Source organism: Marinobacter sp., assembly GCF_040904845.1.
Classification (GTDB): domain Bacteria; phylum Pseudomonadota; class Gammaproteobacteria; order Pseudomonadales; family Oleiphilaceae; genus Marinobacter.
In genome coordinates, this window is the sequence record NZ_JBBDSR010000053.1 from 108,870 (window position 1) to 127,750 (window position 18,881).

Here is an 18,881-nt window from a genome sequence, read left to right on the forward strand (position 1 = left end):
CATGTCGGACAAGCTTTGTCAGCAAGCGCTGGATAGGGTTCTGGTCTATCTGGGAGACGATGGCGTGGAACTGACTACGGACGCCTGCAGGCGAGCCCTTCGTCTGGTGGATACTGCGATGGAAAAGGGCGCTGGACCGGATCTTCCTGCCCGTTGCATTTCGTGCATTCCTGATAATTTTGAGCGGCCAACAGAAGCGTTTCCGGACGCGACCCCACCTCTGAAGCGTGGTCGTATTGGCTATGACTGACATGGCGAGTGAGACCGATCGCGTAGCGCGGAGGCGCTTGGGCGACTGGCGCAGAGTCGCCACGTTTCGGCGTTTTCTGATGACTCTGTTCGTGGTGGGGCAGACCCTTGTGGCCTGTTACTTCTTGCTGTGGGTGTTGCCTTATCACGGCGGTACTGCGCTGGAGCTGGGGCTGCTGGTGCTATTTGCGTTGCTGTACATGTGGATTGCGGTCGGTTTCTGGACCGCGATTCTTGGCTTTGTATTGAGGCTGGCGGGCGGTGACCGCCACAGCCCACTGATGCGGCACGCGGGCAAACAACTGGACGCCACTCCACTGGCTAAAACGGCGATCATCATGCCGGTCTACCATGAGCCCGTGCACTGGACTCTCAGCGGACTCAAGGCGGTGTACCGGGATCTCGAACGTTCCGGCCATCTGAACGACTTCGAGTTTCATATTCTCTCAGACAGTCGCGATCCGAACGTATGGCTTGAAGAACAGGCAACCTGGTACCGCCTGTGTCGTGAGCTTGGGGCAGAAGGGCGACTGTTCTATCGTCGTCGGCGGGTGAACCTGAACTTCAAAAGTGGCAACGTTGCGGATTTTCTGCGTCGCTGGGGTCGCCGTTACCGGTACATGGTGGTACTGGATGCTGACAGTCTTCTCAGCGCAAACACCGTTGTACGTATGGTGAAACTGATGGAGCGAGACCCGAACATCGGCATTCTGCAAACCGCGCCCTCCATCATTAATGGCGAGTCTTTGTTTGCCCGGGTTCAGCAGTTTTCCAACCGGCTCTATTCCAGCCTGTTCGCCACCGGGCTTGCCGCCATCCAGATGGGCGATGCCGCATTCTGGGGGCACAACGCCATTATCCGGATCAAACCCTTCATGGACCATTGTGGCCTGCGCAAGCTCCGTGGCTTTGGGCTGTTTCGGGGGCCGATCATGAGCCATGATTTTGTGGAGGCGGCCTACATGGGCCGGGCCGGCTATGAAGTGTGGCTGGAGCCGGGCCTTGGCAATAGCTTTGAAGAGTCTCCGCCCACCCTCTCCGATGAGCTCTCACGGGACAACCGGTGGTCCCGGGGCAATCTTCAGCACTTGGCGATTTTACTGTTCGGTCGCCGGCTTCGGCTGGCCCACAGAATGGCGTTGTTGAACGGTGTCATGGCGTATATGGCATCACCGCTGTGGCTGGCGTTCCTGATTCTGACCACTATGGAAGCCGTACAGATGACCCTCGGCAGCATTAACTACTTTCCGGAGGGGCATCAGGGGTTATTCCCGCTCTGGCCGGAGTGGCGGCCCGAATGGGCTCTCGGCCTGGCATTGAGCACTCTTTCGTTGCTGTTTATACCGAAGTTCCTGGCCATTGTAGACGCCGTTATCCACGGCTCCGCGTGGCATTTCGGAGGGTTCAGTCGGCTCTTCGTCAGCGTGCTGACTGAGATTGTTGTTTCTGTGCTGCTTGCGCCCGTAAGGATGATGGCGCATAGCCGCTATGTGGTCGGTGCGTTATTGAACCTGTCGCTGACCTGGGCGGGCCAGAACCGGACACAAGAAACGTCCTGGCGTGATGCGTTCCTTACGCAGGCCCCCGGTATGCTGATCGGTGCCGGCTGGGCGGCCTTTGCCTGGCGGCTCGACCCTCTGTTTTTTCTGTGGTCGCTGCCGGTGGCCATTCCGCTGGTGCTCGCCGCCCCGACGTCGGTACTGCTGAGCCGGGTTGGTGCGGGTCAGGCCCTACGTAAGTGGGGGCTGCTACTGATTCCGGAAGAACGGCAGCCGGTACCGGTGCTGGAAGATGCCCGCGCTGCCAGGCGTGATGAAAAGGGCGAGCCTGCGCTCACAGCGCTTGAAGCCGCCGTGATCCGGCCCCGGTTGAACCGGCTTCATCAGGCTCTGGCTCGAAATGACCGACACACCCGACGAGCTCAACTGTTGGCTCCCCTGGCCGCATCCTGCGCCAGAGACGGGCCGGGTGCCTTGTCCCGGAGTGAACTCAGTCAGCTGTGCCGTGACCGGCAATCGTTGGCGGAATTGCACCAGCTCGCCTGGCGGTCACCTCCCGACAGTTTCTGGGGCCGCCGAATTTCCTTGTTGAGCAGAGACCGTCAGCGGGCGGATTGTTGACAATAACCACTGCGAAGCGTAGATTTCGGGTCATTACAGTCTTTATTGTCGACAAAATATGACGGAAGTCCTTGCTCAAACCTACACCCGTGCTGATGAAGCCTTTGATTGCCTGCAAACGGCCATCGTAAAAGGTGACCTTGTCCCCGGGGAGAAAATTGGCGAAGTGGAGCTCTGCTCGCGTTTCGATCTTACCCGTGGCCCGCTCAGGGAAGCCCTTGGCCGGCTGGAATCCCGCGGGTTACTGGTACGCCGGCCCCACGCAGGGGTCAAAGTGGTTTCTGTCAGCGCCGAAGAGCTCATGGAGCTGTACCGCATTCGTGAAATCATGGAAGGCCTGGCCGCCCGCCAAGCCGCCGAGCGTATGACCGACGAGGAAATTGCCGATCTCCACGCCACGCTCGACAGCCACGAAAGGATGATCGAGCAGGCTCAGGGCCAGGCCTACTATCAGGCCGAGGGCGACTATGACTTTCATCACCGTATTGCCACCGGAAGCCGCAACACAAAACTCGCGCAAATGCTGTTGGGTGACCTTTACTACATGGTTCGCATGTATCGATATCGTTTGAGTACTTCCTCCGGCCGGCCTCACATGGCACTGGGTGAACACCGGCGGATTGTCGAGGCCATTGCCCAACGAGACGGCGAGCTGGCGGAGTTTTTAATGAAGCGGCACATCAACGCCGCCCGCAGAAACATCGAGAAAAAAATTCAGGAAGGCGGCTTAACCATTTAACCGCTGCTCACAAACGACTCATCACAACGCATCACTATTCATCACAACGAGGTCAACACCATGTCCAAGAAACCCAGCCCCGGCGCACGCTTTCGCAAGGCCCTGAAGGACAACACCCCCCTGCAAATTGTCGGTACCATCAACGCCTACTCCGCGATGATGGCCGAGCGGGTAGGGCACCAGGCGATTTACCTGTCTGGCGGCGGTGTGGCAAACGCTTCGTACGGCCTGCCGGACCTTGGCATGACCTCCATGAACGATGTGGTAGAAGACGTTCGCCGGATTACCGCCGCCACCGATGTGCCGCTATTGGTTGATATCGATACTGGCTGGGGTGGGGCGTTCAACATAGGTCGTACCATCCGCGAAATGGAACGTGCCGGCGCGGCAGCGGTTCACATTGAGGACCAGGTGGCCCAGAAGCGCTGTGGCCACCGCCCGAACAAGGAAATCGTTTCCCAGGAAGAAATGGTCGACCGGATCAAAGCCGCCGTGGATGCTCGGGAAGACGACGACTTCTTCATCATGGCCCGTACCGATGCCTTTCAGAAAGAAGGCCTGGACGCCGCCATTGAACGCGCCAAAGCCTGCATAGAAGCCGGTGCCGATGGCATTTTCGCCGAAGCCGTCACGGAGCTGGAACACTACAACGCTTTCGCCGCCGCGCTGGATGTGCCGATTCTGGCCAACATTACCGAGTTTGGTGCCACGCCGCTTTACAACCGTAAAGAACTGGCGGATGCCGGCGCTGACATGGTGCTGTATCCATTGAGCGCCTTCCGCGCCATGAACAAGGCGGCGCTGATGGTGTACGAAAATATCTTGGAAAAAGGCGACCAGAAAGATGTGATCGACCTGATGCAGACCCGCATGGAACTGTATGATTTCCTGAATTACCACGATTTCGAGCAGAAGCTGGACAAGCTTTTCGAGCAGAGCAAAGGTTAACGATGTTTGTTGGATTACGGCTGCGCCTAATCCAACCTACGAATTCGGAGATCAGCAGGTAGGTCGGATTAGCCGCAGGCGTAATCCGACAACCCAAACCAGAACCCGGACATTAAAAATGTAGTTCGAATTAGCCGTAGGCGTAATCCGACAACCCAAACCAGACCTCGAACTTTAAAAATGTAGGTTGGATTAGCCGCAGGCGTAATCCAACAATCCAGACAGAATAATGATGGGAGAAACCACCATGGCTGAAGCAAAAAAACTGAGCGGCGCGGGCCTCCGCGGCCAGGTCGCGGGTGAAACCGCGCTGTGTACCGTGGGCAAGAGCGGTGCCGGCCTGACGTATTGCGGTTATGACATCGCCGATCTGGCGGAAAAAGCGCAGTTCGAAGAAATTGCCTACCTGTTGCTGCGGGGCAAACTGCCCAACCGCCAGGAACTGGATGCCTACAAGAAAAAGCTCCAGAGCTTGCGCGGCCTGCCCGCCGCCCTGAAAACCGTGCTGGAACAGATTCCCAGTGATGCACATCCGATGGACGTCATGCGCACCGGCTGCTCCATGCTGGGCAACCTGGAAACCGAACAGGATTTCAACGAGCAGGACGACAAGATCGACCGCATGCTGGCGGTGTTCCCATCCATCATCACCTACTGGTACCGCTTCGCCCACGAAGGCGTGCGTATTGAAACCGACAGTAATGTGGACTCCATCGGCGGTCACTTCCTGGAACTGCTGCACGGCAAGAAGCCCAGTGAGCTCCACGAGAAGGTGATGAATGTCTCCCTGATTCTTTACGCGGAGCACGAGTTCAACGCCTCTACCTTCACCGCCCGGGTGTGTGCGTCCACGCTGTCGGATATTCACAGCTGTGTGACCGGTGCGATTGGTACCCTGCGAGGCCCGCTGCATGGTGGTGCCAATGAAGCCGCCATGGCACTGATCCAGAAATTCCAGACCCCGGACGAGGCCGAGGAAGGGCTGATGGGCATGCTGGAACGCAAGGACAAGATCATGGGCTTCGGCCACGCGATCTATAAAGAGTCCGACCCGCGCAACGCCATCATCAAGCAATGGTCCGAGAAACTGGCGGACGAAGTGGGTGACACCGTGTTGTACCCGGTGTCAGTGCGGTGTGAAGACGTCATGTGGCGCGAGAAAAAGCTGTTCTGTAACGCCGATTTCTTCCACGCCTCGGCCTATCACTTCATGGGCATTCCGACCGAATTGTTCACCCCGATCTTCGTCATGTCGCGGGTTTCCGGCTGGACCGCCCACGTGAAAGAGCAGCGCGCCAACAACCGGATTATCCGCCCAAGCGCCGATTACACCGGCCCGGCAGACGCGAAGTGGGTGCCAATCGACCAACGGCCTTGATGTGACATCTGGTTTGTGTGTCGGATTACGCCTGCGGCTAATCCGACCTACAGGTCATTGCCACCATAAACGTAGGTCGGATTAGGCAAAGCCGTAATCCGACAAAACAGAATCAGAGTACCGCCCATGAACACCAACTACCGTAAATCCCTGCCAGGCACGGACCTGGACTATTTCGACACCCGCCAGGCCGTGGAAGACATCCAGGCCGGTGCGTACGACAAACTCCCATACACCTCCAAAATCCTCGCCGAGCAACTGGTTCGCCGTTGCGAGCCCGGGATGCTGACAGCTTCCCTGAAGCAGCTGATCGAGCGCAAACGCGACCTGGATTTCCCCTGGTACCCGGCCCGTGTGGTCTGCCACGACATCCTCGGGCAGACCGCCCTGGTGGATCTGGCTGGCCTGCGCGATGCCATCAAGGAAAAGGGTGGCGATCCGTCAAAGGTCAACCCGGTGGTTCCCACGCAGTTGATCGTCGATCATTCCCTGGCGGTGGAACACGCCGGTTTTGAGGCCGATGCCTTTGAGAAAAACCGTGCCGTTGAAGACCGCCGAAATGACGACCGCTTTCACTTCATCGACTGGACCAAAACCGCGTTCAGGAACGTGGATGTGATTCCGCCGGGCAATGGCATCATGCACCAGATCAATCTGGAGAAGATGTCTCCGGTGGTTCAGAACCGGCCAGACGGTGAAGGCAAGCATATTGCCTACCCGGACACCTGCGTGGGTACGGACAGCCACACCCCGATGGTGGATGCCCTGGGCGTTATCTCCGTGGGCGTAGGTGGCCTCGAAGCGGAGAGCGTGATGCTGGGCCGTGCCTCCATGATGCGCCTGCCGGACATCGTGGGCGTTGAGCTCAAAGGCAAGCTGCAACCAGGCATCACCAGCACTGATATGGTCCTGGCGATCACTGAATTCCTGCGTAAGGAGCGCGTGGTAGGCGCTTATCTGGAGTTCTACGGCGAAGGTGCCGACAGCCTCACCGTGGGCGACCGTGCCACCATCTCCAACATGACACCAGAATACGGTGCCACGGCGGCGATGTTCTACATCGACGGCCAGACCATCGATTACCTGAAACTGACCGGCCGTGAAGACGACCAGATTGCACTGGTTGAGACCTACGCCAGGGAAACCGGCCTGTGGGCCGACGGCATGAAAAACGCCGAATACGAGCGCGTGCTGACATTTGATCTGTCGAAGGTCCATCGCACTCTGGCCGGCCCTTCTAACCCCCATGCCCACCTGCCAACCTCTGAGCTGGCCGAGCGTGGCATTGCCGGTAAATGGGAAAAGGAAGAGGGCCTGATGCCGGACGGCGCGTGCATCATCGCCGCCATCACTAGCTGTACCAACACCAGTAACCCCCGCAACATGGTTGCTGCCGGTCTGATCGCCCGTAATGCCAACAAACTTGGGCTCACGCGCAAGCCCTGGGTGAAAACCTCCCTGGCACCGGGCTCCAAAACCGTGAAGATGTACCTGGAAGAAGCCAATCTCATGGGCGAGCTGGAAAACCTGGGCTTCGGCGTGGTGGCTTTTGCATGCACCACCTGTAATGGCATGAGTGGCGCTCTGGACCCGAAAATCCAGAAGGAAATCGTCGATCGGGATCTGTACTCCACCGCCGTATTGTCTGGCAATCGCAACTTCGATGGCCGGATACACCCTTATGCCAAGCAGGCATTCCTGGCCTCGCCGCCGCTGGTTGTTGCCTACGCGATCGCCGGCACCATCCGTTTCGACATCGAGAAGGATGCCCTGGGTTATGACACCGCCGGCAATCCCGTCACCCTGAAGGATATCTGGCCAGACGACGCGGAAATCGATGCCATCGTGAAGGCCAGCGTGAAGCCGGAGCAATTCCGCAGCACCTACATTCCGATGTTTGACATCACCCGGGATGCACAGGCCAACACCAACCCGAACTACGACTGGCGGCCCCAGAGCACTTACATCCGTCGCCCGCCGTATTGGGAAGGTGGCATGGTGGGCGCAAAAAACCTGAAGGGTATGCGCCCGCTGGCAGTGCTGCCGGACAACATCACCACCGATCATCTGTCGCCCTCCAACGCCATCTTGATGGACAGCGCAGCCGGTGAATACCTGCACAAGATGGGCGTGCCGGAGGAAGACTTCAATTCCTACGCCACCCACCGGGGTGATCACCTGACCGCGCAACGGGCCACCTTTGCCAACCCCAAACTGTTCAACGAAATGGTGCGGGATGAGACCGGCAACGTGAAGCAGGGCTCGCTGGCGCGGGTTGAGCCGGAAGGCAAAGTCACCCGCATGTGGGAAGCCATCGAAACCTACATGGAGCGCAAGCAGCCGCTGATCATCATTGCCGGCGCGGACTACGGCCAGGGTTCGTCCCGTGACTGGGCCGCCAAAGGCGTGGCACTGGCGGGCGTGGAAGCCATTGTTGCGGAAGGGTTCGAGCGCATTCACCGGACCAACCTGGTGGGCATGGGTGTTATGCCTCTGCAGTTTGAAGAGGGCACTACCCGTAAGACCTTGAGCATTGATGGCACTGAAACCTTCGATGTCGAAGGCACGTCGGGACCCCGTGCGGCGCTGACCCTGATCATCCATCGCAAGAATGGCGACACCGAGCGCGTGCCGGTGATCTGCCGCCTGGATACCGCCGAAGAGGTGTCTATCTACAGTGCCGGTGGCGTATTGCAGCGATTTGCCGAGGATTTCCTGCAATCTGAAGGTGCTGCGTAAACCCCAAAAGATGTCGGATTACGGCCCGCTGGGCCTAATCCGACCTACGCCAGAGTGACCACCGAACCCCGTAGGTCGGATTAGCAAAGCGTAATCCGACAAATCCGACCTACGCCAGAGTGACCACCGAACCCCGTAGGTCGGATTAGCAAAGCGTAATCCGACAAATCCGACCCACGCCAGAGTGACTACCGAATCCCGTAGGTCGGATTAGCAAAGCGTAATCCGACAACCCATTCAAAAGGCCTCCTCATGTCCAGTAACCCCCAAATCAGAATCGCGGCCACCTACATGCGAGGTGGTACCAGCAAAGGCGTGTTCTTCCGTCTGCAAGACTTGCCGGAAGCGTGTCAGGTCCCGGGGAAAGCCCGGGACAACCTGCTGCTGAGAGTCATTGGCAGCCCGGACCCATACCAGAAACAGATTGACGGTATGGGCGGCGCTACCTCCAGCACCAGCAAAACTGTCATTCTGGCACCGCCAACCCAGCCAGACCACGATGTGGACTATCTGTTCGGTCAGGTCTCCATCGACAAGCCTTTTGTCGACTGGAGCGGCAACTGCGGCAACCTGACGGCGGCCGTGGGCGCATTTGCGATAAACAGTGGCTTCGTTGCCGAAGAACGCGTGCCGGATAACGGCACCTGTACTGTCCGCATCTGGCAGGCGAACATCCGCAAAACCATCGTTGCCCATGTGCCTGTCACCAACGGCAAAGTGCAGGAAACCGGTGATTTTGAGCTGGACGGTGTCACCTTTCCCGCCGCCGAAGTGAAGGTGGAATTCATGGACCCGGCGGATGGGGAAGGCTCCATGTTCCCCACCGGCAACCTGGTGGATGACCTGGCCGTACCGGACGTGGGCACGTTAAAAGCCACCATGATCAATGCCGGCATCCCGACCATCTTCATCAACGCGGCGGACATCGGGTACCAGGGCTCCGAGCTGCAGGACGACATCAACAGCGATCCCAAAGCCCTGGCCATGTTTGAGACCATTCGGGCGCATGGCGCGGTGAAAATGGGGCTGATTCAGAACATTGAGGAGGCCGCCAATCGCCAGCACACGCCGAAAGTTGCCTTCGTGGCCAAACCCGTGGATTACGTGTCGTCCAGCGGTAAGTCCATAGGGGCAGGGGATGTGGACGTTCTGGTTCGCGCTCTGTCCATGGGCAAACTCCATCACGCCATGATGGGTACGGCTGCCGTCGCCATTGCAACCGCCTCCGCCGTTCCAGGAACCCTGGTTAACCTGGCGGCCGGGGGCGGTGAGCGCACCCAGGTTACCTTCGGGCACCCGTCTGGCACCTTGCAGGTTGGTGCCGAGGCCAAGGAAGTGAACGGCCAGTGGACCGCAACCAAGGCCATCATGAGCCGCAGCGCGCGGATTCTTATGGAGGGCTGGGTTCGGGTTCCACAAAGCACCGATTAATAGCCTAGACTTCCAGTTGTGAAGGATTAGGAGAACGCCAATGAGCACCAACGCAGACCAGAACGTTCGTCCGGATTATGACGAAGTTCTGCAAAAGATCGCAGACTATGTTCTACATGGGCAGATAGAGAACCAGGCAGCCTGGCATACCGCTCGTCATTGCCTGATCGATACGCTTGGCTGCGGGCTACTGGCGCTGCGGTTTCCGGAATGCACCAAGCACCTCGGGCCGTTGGTGGCCGATACGGTTGTGCCCTGCGGTGCCCGGGTACCGGGTACGTCATTCCGGCTCGATCCGGTGAAAGCGGCCTGGGATATTGGCTGCATCGTGCGCTGGCTGGATTATAACGACACCTGGCTCGCCGCGGAGTGGGGTCACCCATCGGATAATCTTGGCGGTATCCTGGCGGTGGCCGACCACCTTTCCCAAAAACGCGTGGCAAACGGACAGGCACCCCTGACCATGCGCGCCGTTCTGGAAGCGATGGTCATGGCGCACGAGATTCAGGGCGTACTGGCTCTGGAAAACTCCTTCAATCGGGTAGGGCTCGACCATGTGGTGCTCGTCAAAGTGGCCTCGACCGCGGTAACCGCGAAGCTGATGGGGGCAGGCCGCGAGCAGGTGCTTTCGGCGCTCTCCCATGCCTGGGCGGATGGTCAGGCCCTGCGCACCTATCGCCATGCCCCCAATGCCGGTTCGCGAAAGTCCTGGGCGGCTGGCGATGCCACCTCGCGCGCGGTTCGCCTTGCGGATATCGCCATGCGCGGGGAAATGGGCATCCCCGGCGTGCTCACCGCACCGCAATGGGGGTTCTACGATGTGTCCTTCAACAAAACCAACAAAGACCAGAAGCTGAAACCGAAAGAGCAGCAGCGCTTCTCATTGCCCCGTGAGTTTGGCAGTTATGTCATGGAAAACGTTCTGTTCAAAATTTCGTTCCCTGCTGAGTTTCATGCGCAAACGGCGGCGGAAGCGGCAGTCACATTGCATCCGCAGGTCCGGGATCGCCTGGATGAAATCGACCGCGTGGTGATCACCACGCACCAGTCGGCCATCCGAATTATTTCAAAACAGGGCAAACTCGCAAACGCAGCCGACCGCGATCACTGCCTGCAGTACATGACCGCCGTCCCGCTGATCTTCGGTGAACTGACCGCAGATCAATACGAAGACGGTTTCCACGCCTCCCACCCCTTAATCGATCAGCTGCGTGAGAAAATGGAAGTGATCGAAGACGAACGCTACACCCGGGAATACCTGGAGCCGGACAAGCGCTCCATTGCCAATGCGATCCAGGTGTTTTTCCAGGACGGCAGCAGCACGGACAAAGTGGCGGTCGAGTACCCGCTCGGGCATCGTCGCCGCCGTGAAGAGGGCATTCCGCAGCTGGAGGCTAAGTTCCGGCGAAATCTGGGCACCCGTTTCCCGCCGCAGCGGTGCAATGAGATTGACGCTGTATGCAGCGATCAGGCCACGCTCGAAGCCATGCCGGTTCATGAGTTTGTCGAGTTGTTCGTTATCTGAGATTTGTCGAAGAATTTTACAGGTTTGGAATAATAGATAATTAAGTCACTGTTAAGTAGATAAAATATACTTGGCAGGTTGTTTGCTAGTTGTAATTTGTACTATCAACAGTGAGCAACACAAGGAGTTGGCGTGGCCCACGTCAGATTGTTCAGGCACTACATTCACGTTCCTTACGTCATACTGGGCCTGATTGACTTGGTGGTACTGGCCTTCAGTTTCTGTATTGCCGTTTTTTTCCGGCATTTCGGCGAAGTCTCCTTTTTTCTCGATAACCTGGAGTTTCTGCTTCCTTCCGCCCTTACCTTCGGCATTGTCAATCTGTTGGTTATGATTGCCCTTGGCGTGCACCAGTCGCGGCTGGAAGAGGGCATGTCGGGCATGATGCTGAGGACCATTTTCTCACTGATTTTCGGCGTTCCCGCGTCGGGTTTTGTTTTTATTCTGGGCAATGAGTGGCTCTGGTATCTTGGCTTCACTGACATACTGACGTCCGCTTCTGTACTTGGGCTTCTTCTGCTGGGCATCTGTCGTTGGGTGTTTTTTGCACTGGCAGGCAAGGACGCCTTCAGGCGCAAAGTCCTCGTGTTGGGCGCGGGTGTGCAGGCGCGGCAGCTACTCGAAGACCTTGAAACGCCGTTCAATCGCAAAGGCTTCATTATTACCGGATTTGTCCCGCTCCCTGACGAGCCGGTCCTGATCCGTGACGAATCCCTTCTGCTCCGTCCATCCAGCCTCTACCGTTACATCACCACGCACCCGGTACGGGAGATTGTTGTGGCGGTGGATGACCGGCGCAAAGGGCTGCCAATGGAAGACCTTCTGGAATGCAAAATGGAAGGCGTGCGCATTGTTGATGGGGCCAGCTTCTACGAACGCGAGTCTCGTAAAGTCGCGCTGGAAATGGTGACCCGGGGCTGGCTGGTGTTCTCCGACGGTTTCACGGTGTCGTCGGTGGGGGGATGCAGTAAACGCCTGCTGGATATCCTGGCTGCGGTGGTACTGTTGCTGGTTGGCCTGCCGTTGATGGTGCTCACGGCCATCGCCATCAAAATCGAAGATGGCTTTAAAGCACCGGTTTTTTACAGTCAGGAACGGGTCGGCCTGAATGGCCGGGTGTTCCGTGTTCACAAATTTCGGTCAATGATGACCGACGCGGAAAAAAACGGCGCGGTCTGGGCATGCCAGAACGACACGCGGGTGACAAAAGTCGGTGAGTTTATACGTAAGGTCCGGATTGACGAACTGCCCCAGATTTTTAATGTACTGAGCGGCACCATGGCGTTTGTCGGCCCCAGGCCCGAACGCCCTGTATTCGTCGAGCAACTGAATGAAAAAATTCCCTTTTACAGTGAACGACATAGGGTAAAACCGGGTTTGACCGGATGGGCCCAACTCTGTTTCGCCTACGCGGATAACGAAGAAGACACGCGGGAAAAGCTTCGTTACGACCTTTATTACATCAAGAATCAAAGTTTGTTACTGGATTTGTTGATTATAATTCAGACAGTAGAAGTGGTATTGTTTAAAAAAGGATCAAGGTAGTTTCGGGGTAGCTTTTCCCGAAACATGGAATGAAGCAAGGATATGTAGAGAGGATTCACCATGTCACGGAAGTACTCCCTCCCCGGGCTCCCCCTGTTGCTTGCCGCGGTAACGCTCATTGTTGGCTGTTCCGGCGGCCCGTCGTCTAATGAGAAAATCAGGCGGGCGTTAAGTGTTAATACGTCGACCAGTGTTGACCAGTACGTTCTTGGCGCAACGGATGTGGTCAAAGTGTCGGTATGGCGAAATGAGGACCTGAGCGTCAGCGTTCCGGTGCGCCCCGACGGCAAAATATCGGTTCCCCTCGTTGGTGACGTGCAGGCCAGCGACCGCACTCCGACCGATCTTGCAAATGAGATCGAAGAGCGCCTGGGAGAATACATACGCCAACCGGAAGTAAGCGTTGTGGTTACCTCCATGGGCAGCCATGAATTCAATGACAGGGTGCGTGTTACCGGAGCGGTCCAGCAACCGGTTTCGGTTCCTCATCGCGCTGGCATGACGGTTCTTGATGTGGTTCTGAATGCAGGGGGGGCAACCCCCTTTGCATCCCTGAACAAAGCGATGCTTTACCGCAAGGTCGATGGTGAGGTGATCGCTATTCCTATCCGTCTTGAAGACATCCTGAATGACGGGGATGTGCGAACGAATTACTCCATTCGTCCCGGTGACATCCTCAGTGTCCCTGAGCGGAGCTTCTGAGCCGTGATCAAGATGCTTCAACTGGCTAATTAATAACATGGGAGAGCGCTATGGCACTGCCCTTGTCTGACATGCCGTCCGAGATACTCCGGGAAGTACGCGCGCGCAAATGGCTTGCGCTTATGCTGTTCGTCGTCGTCAGTTTTGGCGTGCTCGCGGCAGGCTTTTTCTGGCCGTATAAATACCAGTCAGAAACCGTGATTTTTATTGACGACCGCAACATCATCCGTCCATTGATGGAAGGTAGCGCGGTAGCTACGGAAGTGAACAAGCGCGCTTCTTCGGCCAAAGAACTGCTCTGGAGCCGAAGTGTAATGGAGAAGCTTGCGCGGGACCCCAACGTGTTTGGTCCGAACGCACCAAATATCAGCACCGAACGCCTGGGAGCAAGAATTGGTTATCTACGCACGAATATGATGGTAACGACCCGAGGTGAGAACTACTTTGCCATTGGCTTCCGTTCTGAATCTCCCCGAAGGGCGTTTCAGGTTGCACAAAAAATGGGGCAACTCTTTATCTCAGAAAGCAATGAGCAAAAGAAATCTGAAAGCCGAAACGCCTATGAATTTATCAACAACCAGGTCAAAAGCTACGAAAATCAACTGGCCGAAGTGGAAGTGCGGTTGAAAGAGTTTTTGTCAGTGAACGTTGATGGCACCGAGAATGAAGCGAATAGCCGCAGAGCGGACCTGCGAAAAAGCCTTGAATTGGCCGAGCTTGAACGGTCAGAGCTTCAAACCAGGGCCAGGTCCCTGGAAACGGAACTGTCTCGGGTCAACCCCACCATTGCTCAAGGGCGAACAGTGGATGCCTATCAGACACGTATCTCATCTCTTGAGGAGCAACTGGATAACCTCCGCTTGCGTTATCACGATACCTATCCGGACATTGTGAGCCTGAGGCAACAGATCCAGGAATTGCGCCGCCAGCGCGAACGGGCACTGGCCAACCAGGACAACGAACCTCAGCCGCTGTCCAGCGATAACATTTCCAACCCGGTATATCAGGAGATCCAGGCTGAATTGTCTCGCACACGGGCAAACATGGAAACGGTGGAGACCCGTATCAATTCATTCAACAGGCTGCTTGCCGAGCAAAGCACGCGCATGGAGCGAATTCAGGAAAACAAGGCGCAATACTCTGAACTGACGCGTGACATGGAAGTGAACAAGCAGATATATGACGACCTGCTCAAACGTCGTGAACGGGCCAGGGTCTCGATGAGCCTGGATATCGAAGGACAGGGGCTCAATTACCGGATTAACGAGAACGCGCAGTACCCATTGAGCGCGTCCGGCCCGAAATTCGGCACCTTTGCTGCAGCGGGTTTGTTCCTCGGTATTCTCGCTCCGTTTGGCCTGGTTGCGGGGCTGTTGCAAATTGATCCCCGGATTCGTGTTCGGGAACAACTGGAAGATGAACTGGATTTTCCAGTGCTTGTGGCGTTGCCTTCAATAAAAACGCCCTTCGAACAGCGACGTGCCAAGAAGGTCACGTTCGTGGTGGGTGTATGCGCAATTCTGGCGGTGATCGTTTACCTGTTGTTAGTGACTGCCGCTTTGATGGGGGTTATCGGATGACCAAACAAGAGAGCAATATCAAGGCGACGGATGATGAAGTACCGGACCCACTAAGCACGCGCGATGACTCAGGGCACGATTCTGAGGAAAGCTACTGGCTGCGCAAAAAAAATGAACTGAATGCGGACGGGGTTCCGTACTCGGAGTGGGACGATTCACGAATGCTCGTTCCGAGTTCTCTGGAGTTGGGCCCTGGGGCTGTTGACCGTTATGTGATCAGTAAACAGATCGCGCGGATGCAGGAGCCTCGGCGGCTCACGCCGGACGATATGGATGAGCGGCGCATCATCTACCCGGAATCATCCAATCGGCGAATGGTAAACCGGTTCCGGGATCTGCGAACCAAACTCCTTGAAAAATCGGGTGGCAATAATTTCACCATAGTGATCAGCGGTGCCGCGACCGGTGCAGGTACCTCGTTTGTCGCGCTGAATCTTGCCGCCTCGTTTGCGTTTGACCAGTCCAAGACAGCCGTCATCATCGACTGCAATCTACGGGACCCATCGCTTCATGTCACACTGGACATCTTGCCAGAAGCAGGCCTGACGGATTTTATCGAAGAGCCCGATTATGACATTGCGCGAATTCTTTACCCGACGGGCATTCCACGGCTGCGGCTGATCCCGGCCGGAAGCAGGCGTGAAACACCCTCAGAGTTTTTTACGTCGTTCCGCATGAAGCAATTTCTGCAAGCCGTGCGGCGTCGGTATCCGGATCGGTTCATTATTCTGGACACGGCACCCATCACGGAATCCCCGGATGCCAGAATTCTTTCTGAACTTTGTGATTACTCGCTGCTGGTGGTCCCTCACGGCCGTGTAACCGCCGGGCTCGCGGATACGGCAGCCATGGCTTTTAATACTGAAAAGTTTGTGGGAGCGGTGATAAATGGTTAAAGAAAAAGCATCACGGACGATCCGTCCGCTGAGCGGTTGTTTGGCAACCGGAATGCTGTTGATCTCGATGAACCTGACAGCCGAGCCCGTTCGGCTGTCAGCCGGTTTCGATTCGAGGTTTACAGACAACGCCGGTCAGGCCGCAACCGATGAGCAAAGTGACCTCGAATCGCAACTGAGCCTTGGGATTAACCATACGTCTGACCCGGGCCGCTGCAATTCGGAGCTCGGTAGCCGGATTGCTTATGCTTATTGGTGGGACGAAACCTACGATCCCGAAACCTATGCCTCACTCGACTTTTTGGGCGACTGTACAATCGGTGGAGGGCTGGTCTGGCAGGTGTCGGATTATCTGCGCGACGTATTGCAGGATAGCCGTTCCAACGATAACCCCACCAACAAAACCCGCAAGAACATTTTCCGTACCGGGCCTATCTGGACGTACCGCCTTGGTGCGGTTGATCAACTTTCTGTAGCGGCCGAATACGAAAACACGGAGTTTAGCGAGCCCGAGCAAGAAGATTCCGAGCGCTACATCGGCACTGTCGAGTGGAACCATTTTTTCAGCACCTCGTTTTCCGGGGGGTTAACGGCGTCTGTGGACCGTGTGGAGCTTGATACCGAAGAAGAAATAGATCGGGCTACTGCGAGCGCCACATTTGATAAGAGGTGGTCCGCGACCCGCATCAGAGGCAGCCTGGGTTACAGCCAGATTGAGACGTTTTTCAACAGTGGTGATAACGAAACCGACGCTGTCGTCGGCAGTCTTGAAGTTGAGCGTGACATTAACCCGACCACCAGTCTGTTTCTTGAGGCAAGCCGTGAACTGACTGATCAAACCTCGGATTTCGACGTCCGTTTCGGCGAGTTCGTTTTCAATCTGGAGCAAACCAGCGCCGTGGAAGTGTCTGCGGTTCGTGCCGGGCTGGCAAAGGAATTCTCTGCCGGCTCCTCGCTCGGGATCAACGTGTTTGCCAACCGTTCTGACTACCTCGATATTGATCGTGAGGAAGAGCGTGTGGGGGGGACTCTTAATTATCATCGCCCGGTAACCCCACAGATGACCGCGGTTTTCAGAACCGGATACGATTACCTCGTATACGAAGATGAGGGCACAACAGACACGCTCTTCAGTGTTGACGCGGGTCTAGAATTTGAATTGAACCGAAGTATGACCTTTGAGGGTCGGATCGGGCATGACCAGCGCAACAGCGAAGTGGTGCCACGGGAATTCGACGAAAACTGGGTTTTGTTTGGCCTGAACTATCAGTTCCGTTAGGCCGACAATCCTCAGTATTCGCCAGGCAGGGAATTGTGCCATGCAATCCAGAATACAGAATGCATTAACAATCGACGTGGAAGATTACTTTCAGGTCGCCGCGCTCTCCGAAGCCGTGGATCGTGCTGACTGGTCATCCATGGAGTACCGGGTCGAAGCGAACACGGAAAGGCTTCTGGACCTGTTTGACAAGCACAATACCAGAGCGACGTTTTTCACCCTTGGCTGGGTTGCGGAACGTTCACCGGCATTGGTGCGTCAAATACAGGCGGCGGGCCACGAAATTGCCAGTCACGGGTACAGTCACCAGCTGATTTATACCCAGACGCCGGATGTGTTCCGGGAAGAGACGCATAAGTCCAAAACCATTCTTGAGGACATTACCGGTGAGCCGGTGACCGGGTACCGAGCTGCAAGCTATTCGATTACCTCCGAATCGCGCTGGGCGCTCGATGTATTATGCGACGAAGGATTCACCTGGGATTCGTCCATTTTCCCGGTACACCATGATCGCTACGGCATGCCAGGAACCCCTCACGAACCTTATCTGTTAAAAGCACCTGGCGGTGGCATCCTGACTGAATTTCCCTTGTCGACCTGTCCTGTTGGCCAGTATCGCCTGCCCATCGCCGGAGGCGGGTATTTCCGATTATTTCCCTATGGTCTAAGCCGTTGGGGCCTGGGGAAAATTAACCGGCAAGGGCAGCCGTTCATTTTTTATCTGCACCCCTGGGAAATCGATACCGGTCAGCCGCGGCTCAAGGTCAAGGCGTTCTCCCGATTCCGCCATTACAACAATCTGGAAAAATGCATGGGGCGGCTTGAGCGATTGCTCGGTGATTTCAGCTTTGGCTCGGTCTCCGATGTTCTCGGGAATGTAACGCTGTCGCCTGATGCAGTGGCGGTCTAAAGCCGGTTAAGGGACTAAAAATGGGAATGGATGTACCGGTTACCAGCCTGGGCACCTCCAAGGAACGGCTCGAGGAACTGAAGGCATTGAAGGGACGGCTGAGCCGGCAGGTGGAAGACGCCCGTCAACAGGGCGCGAACGCGGATGGTCGGATCAGCGAGCTACAGGCAATAACGAGCGAGATCAAACAACTTCAGAAAGCGTTGAAGCAACAGCTGAACAACGCTGCCGTTGCCGAAAAATGGGTACCCCCACACATCGCCATGCCGTCTTCCATTGGTCATCGGCTGATTGAAGGGCCGGTGGAAGTCCGTGTCTGCACGTCGGCGTTCGTCGCTTTGGCAGACGCTTACGTTGGCAACCATGCGGCTGGATCGGTTTGGCACCGCCCGCAAGTGACCGATTTCGTGCGCCAGACATTCGGGCACAAAACGCGTTACCTGTGCGCGTTCGACGAGAGCCGTAACATTGTCGGCGTTCTGCCCATCGTGCAGCTGTGCAGCCGCCTGTTCGGTAACTTTCTGGTGTCGGTGCCGTATTTCAATTATGGCGGGCTGCTGGCGGATAACGCCGATGTAGCTGGGAACCTGTTGGAAGCTGGATCCCAGTGGCGTGAAGATCTCGGAGCCAGGCACCTGGAGCTGCGCTTTTCACAGGATCACGGGCTTGGCTTACCGAAAAGAACCGATAAAGTGACGTTCTGGCTACCGTTGCCGGACAACACGGGGGATCTCTGGCGTAGCTTTCAACCAAAAAATCGGGCTCATATCCGGCGCGGGGAACGATAGCTGACCGAGTATAAAGTCGGCGGTGAAGAGTTGCTGGACGCGTTTTATCGGG

Annotated in this window: 15 protein-coding genes; all 15 read left to right on the top strand. The window is 56.6% G+C overall.

The window, feature by feature from the left end; translation table 11 throughout:
• The first annotated feature begins 1 nt into the window (after position 1).
• The 15 genes from WD429_RS06745 to WD429_RS06815 all read left to right on the top strand — a co-directional run bounded on the left by WD429_RS06745 (position 2) and on the right by WD429_RS06815 (position 18,829).
• Positions 2–250: a hypothetical protein gene (locus WD429_RS06745; protein ID WP_368421410.1), complete on the top strand. Its 249-nt coding sequence runs from the start codon at positions 2–4 to the stop codon at positions 248–250.
• A complete protein-coding gene (mdoH, locus tag WD429_RS06750; RefSeq protein ID WP_368421411.1) occupies positions 243–2,369 on the top strand; it encodes a glucans biosynthesis glucosyltransferase MdoH in 2,127 nt (708 codons plus the stop codon). The genes WD429_RS06745 and mdoH overlap by 8 nt, the downstream gene beginning before the upstream one ends.
• Positions 2,370–2,427: 58 nt before the next feature.
• Positions 2,428–3,108 (top strand): GntR family transcriptional regulator, encoded by a 681-nt coding sequence (locus WD429_RS06755; protein WP_368421412.1) that lies wholly within the window; start codon positions 2,428–2,430, stop codon positions 3,106–3,108.
• Positions 3,109–3,168: 60 nt separating this feature from the next.
• Positions 3,169–4,056 carry a methylisocitrate lyase gene (gene prpB, locus WD429_RS06760; RefSeq protein ID WP_368421413.1) on the top strand — a complete coding sequence of 296 codons (888 nt, stop codon included), beginning with the start codon at positions 3,169–3,171 and terminating at the stop codon, positions 4,054–4,056.
• A 247-nt stretch (positions 4,057–4,303) separates the two neighbouring features.
• Positions 4,304–5,434: a 2-methylcitrate synthase gene (gene prpC / locus WD429_RS06765; RefSeq protein ID WP_368421414.1), complete on the top strand. Its 1,131-nt coding sequence runs from the start codon at positions 4,304–4,306 to the stop codon at positions 5,432–5,434.
• A 126-nt stretch (positions 5,435–5,560) separates the two neighbouring features.
• Positions 5,561–8,173, top strand: a complete 2,613-nt coding sequence (acnD, locus tag WD429_RS06770; protein ID WP_368421415.1) for a Fe/S-dependent 2-methylisocitrate dehydratase AcnD — start codon at positions 5,561–5,563, stop codon at positions 8,171–8,173.
• A 252-nt stretch (positions 8,174–8,425) separates the two neighbouring features.
• A complete protein-coding gene (gene prpF / locus WD429_RS06775; protein ID WP_368421416.1) occupies positions 8,426–9,604 on the top strand; it encodes a 2-methylaconitate cis-trans isomerase PrpF in 1,179 nt (392 codons plus the stop codon).
• Positions 9,605–9,644: 40 nt separating this feature from the next.
• Positions 9,645–11,129: a bifunctional 2-methylcitrate dehydratase/aconitate hydratase gene (locus WD429_RS06780; protein ID WP_368421417.1), complete on the top strand. Its 1,485-nt coding sequence runs from the start codon at positions 9,645–9,647 to the stop codon at positions 11,127–11,129.
• 132 nt (positions 11,130–11,261) lie between these two features.
• Positions 11,262–12,674 (top strand): TIGR03013 family XrtA/PEP-CTERM system glycosyltransferase, encoded by a 1,413-nt coding sequence (locus tag WD429_RS06785; RefSeq protein WP_368421418.1) that lies wholly within the window; start codon positions 11,262–11,264, stop codon positions 12,672–12,674.
• A 60-nt stretch (positions 12,675–12,734) separates the two neighbouring features.
• The gene (locus WD429_RS06790; RefSeq protein WP_368421419.1) at positions 12,735–13,376 is read left to right on the top strand and encodes an XrtA/PEP-CTERM system exopolysaccharide export protein; all 642 of its coding nucleotides are present in this window, start codon (positions 12,735–12,737) and stop codon (positions 13,374–13,376) included.
• Positions 13,377–13,426: 50 nt separating this feature from the next.
• Complete coding sequence (locus WD429_RS06795) at positions 13,427–14,956, top strand: XrtA system polysaccharide chain length determinant (RefSeq protein ID WP_368421420.1); 1,530 nt, start codon at positions 13,427–13,429, stop codon at positions 14,954–14,956.
• Positions 14,953–15,852 carry a polysaccharide biosynthesis protein gene (locus WD429_RS06800; protein WP_368421421.1) on the top strand — a complete coding sequence of 300 codons (900 nt, stop codon included), beginning with the start codon at positions 14,953–14,955 and terminating at the stop codon, positions 15,850–15,852. Before WD429_RS06795 ends, WD429_RS06800 begins: the two co-directional genes overlap by 4 nt.
• Positions 15,853–15,904: 52 nt before the next feature.
• Positions 15,905–17,131: an outer membrane beta-barrel protein gene (locus WD429_RS06805; protein WP_368421422.1), complete on the top strand. Its 1,227-nt coding sequence runs from the start codon at positions 15,905–15,907 to the stop codon at positions 17,129–17,131.
• Between the two features lie 40 nt (positions 17,132–17,171).
• On the top strand, positions 17,172–18,041 hold the full coding sequence (locus WD429_RS06810; RefSeq protein ID WP_368421423.1) for an XrtA system polysaccharide deacetylase: 870 nt from the start codon (positions 17,172–17,174) through the stop codon (positions 18,039–18,041).
• A gap of 20 nt (positions 18,042–18,061) precedes the next feature.
• On the top strand, positions 18,062–18,829 hold the full coding sequence (locus tag WD429_RS06815; protein ID WP_368421424.1) for a hypothetical protein: 768 nt from the start codon (positions 18,062–18,064) through the stop codon (positions 18,827–18,829).
• Positions 18,830–18,881 lie beyond the last annotated feature (52 nt).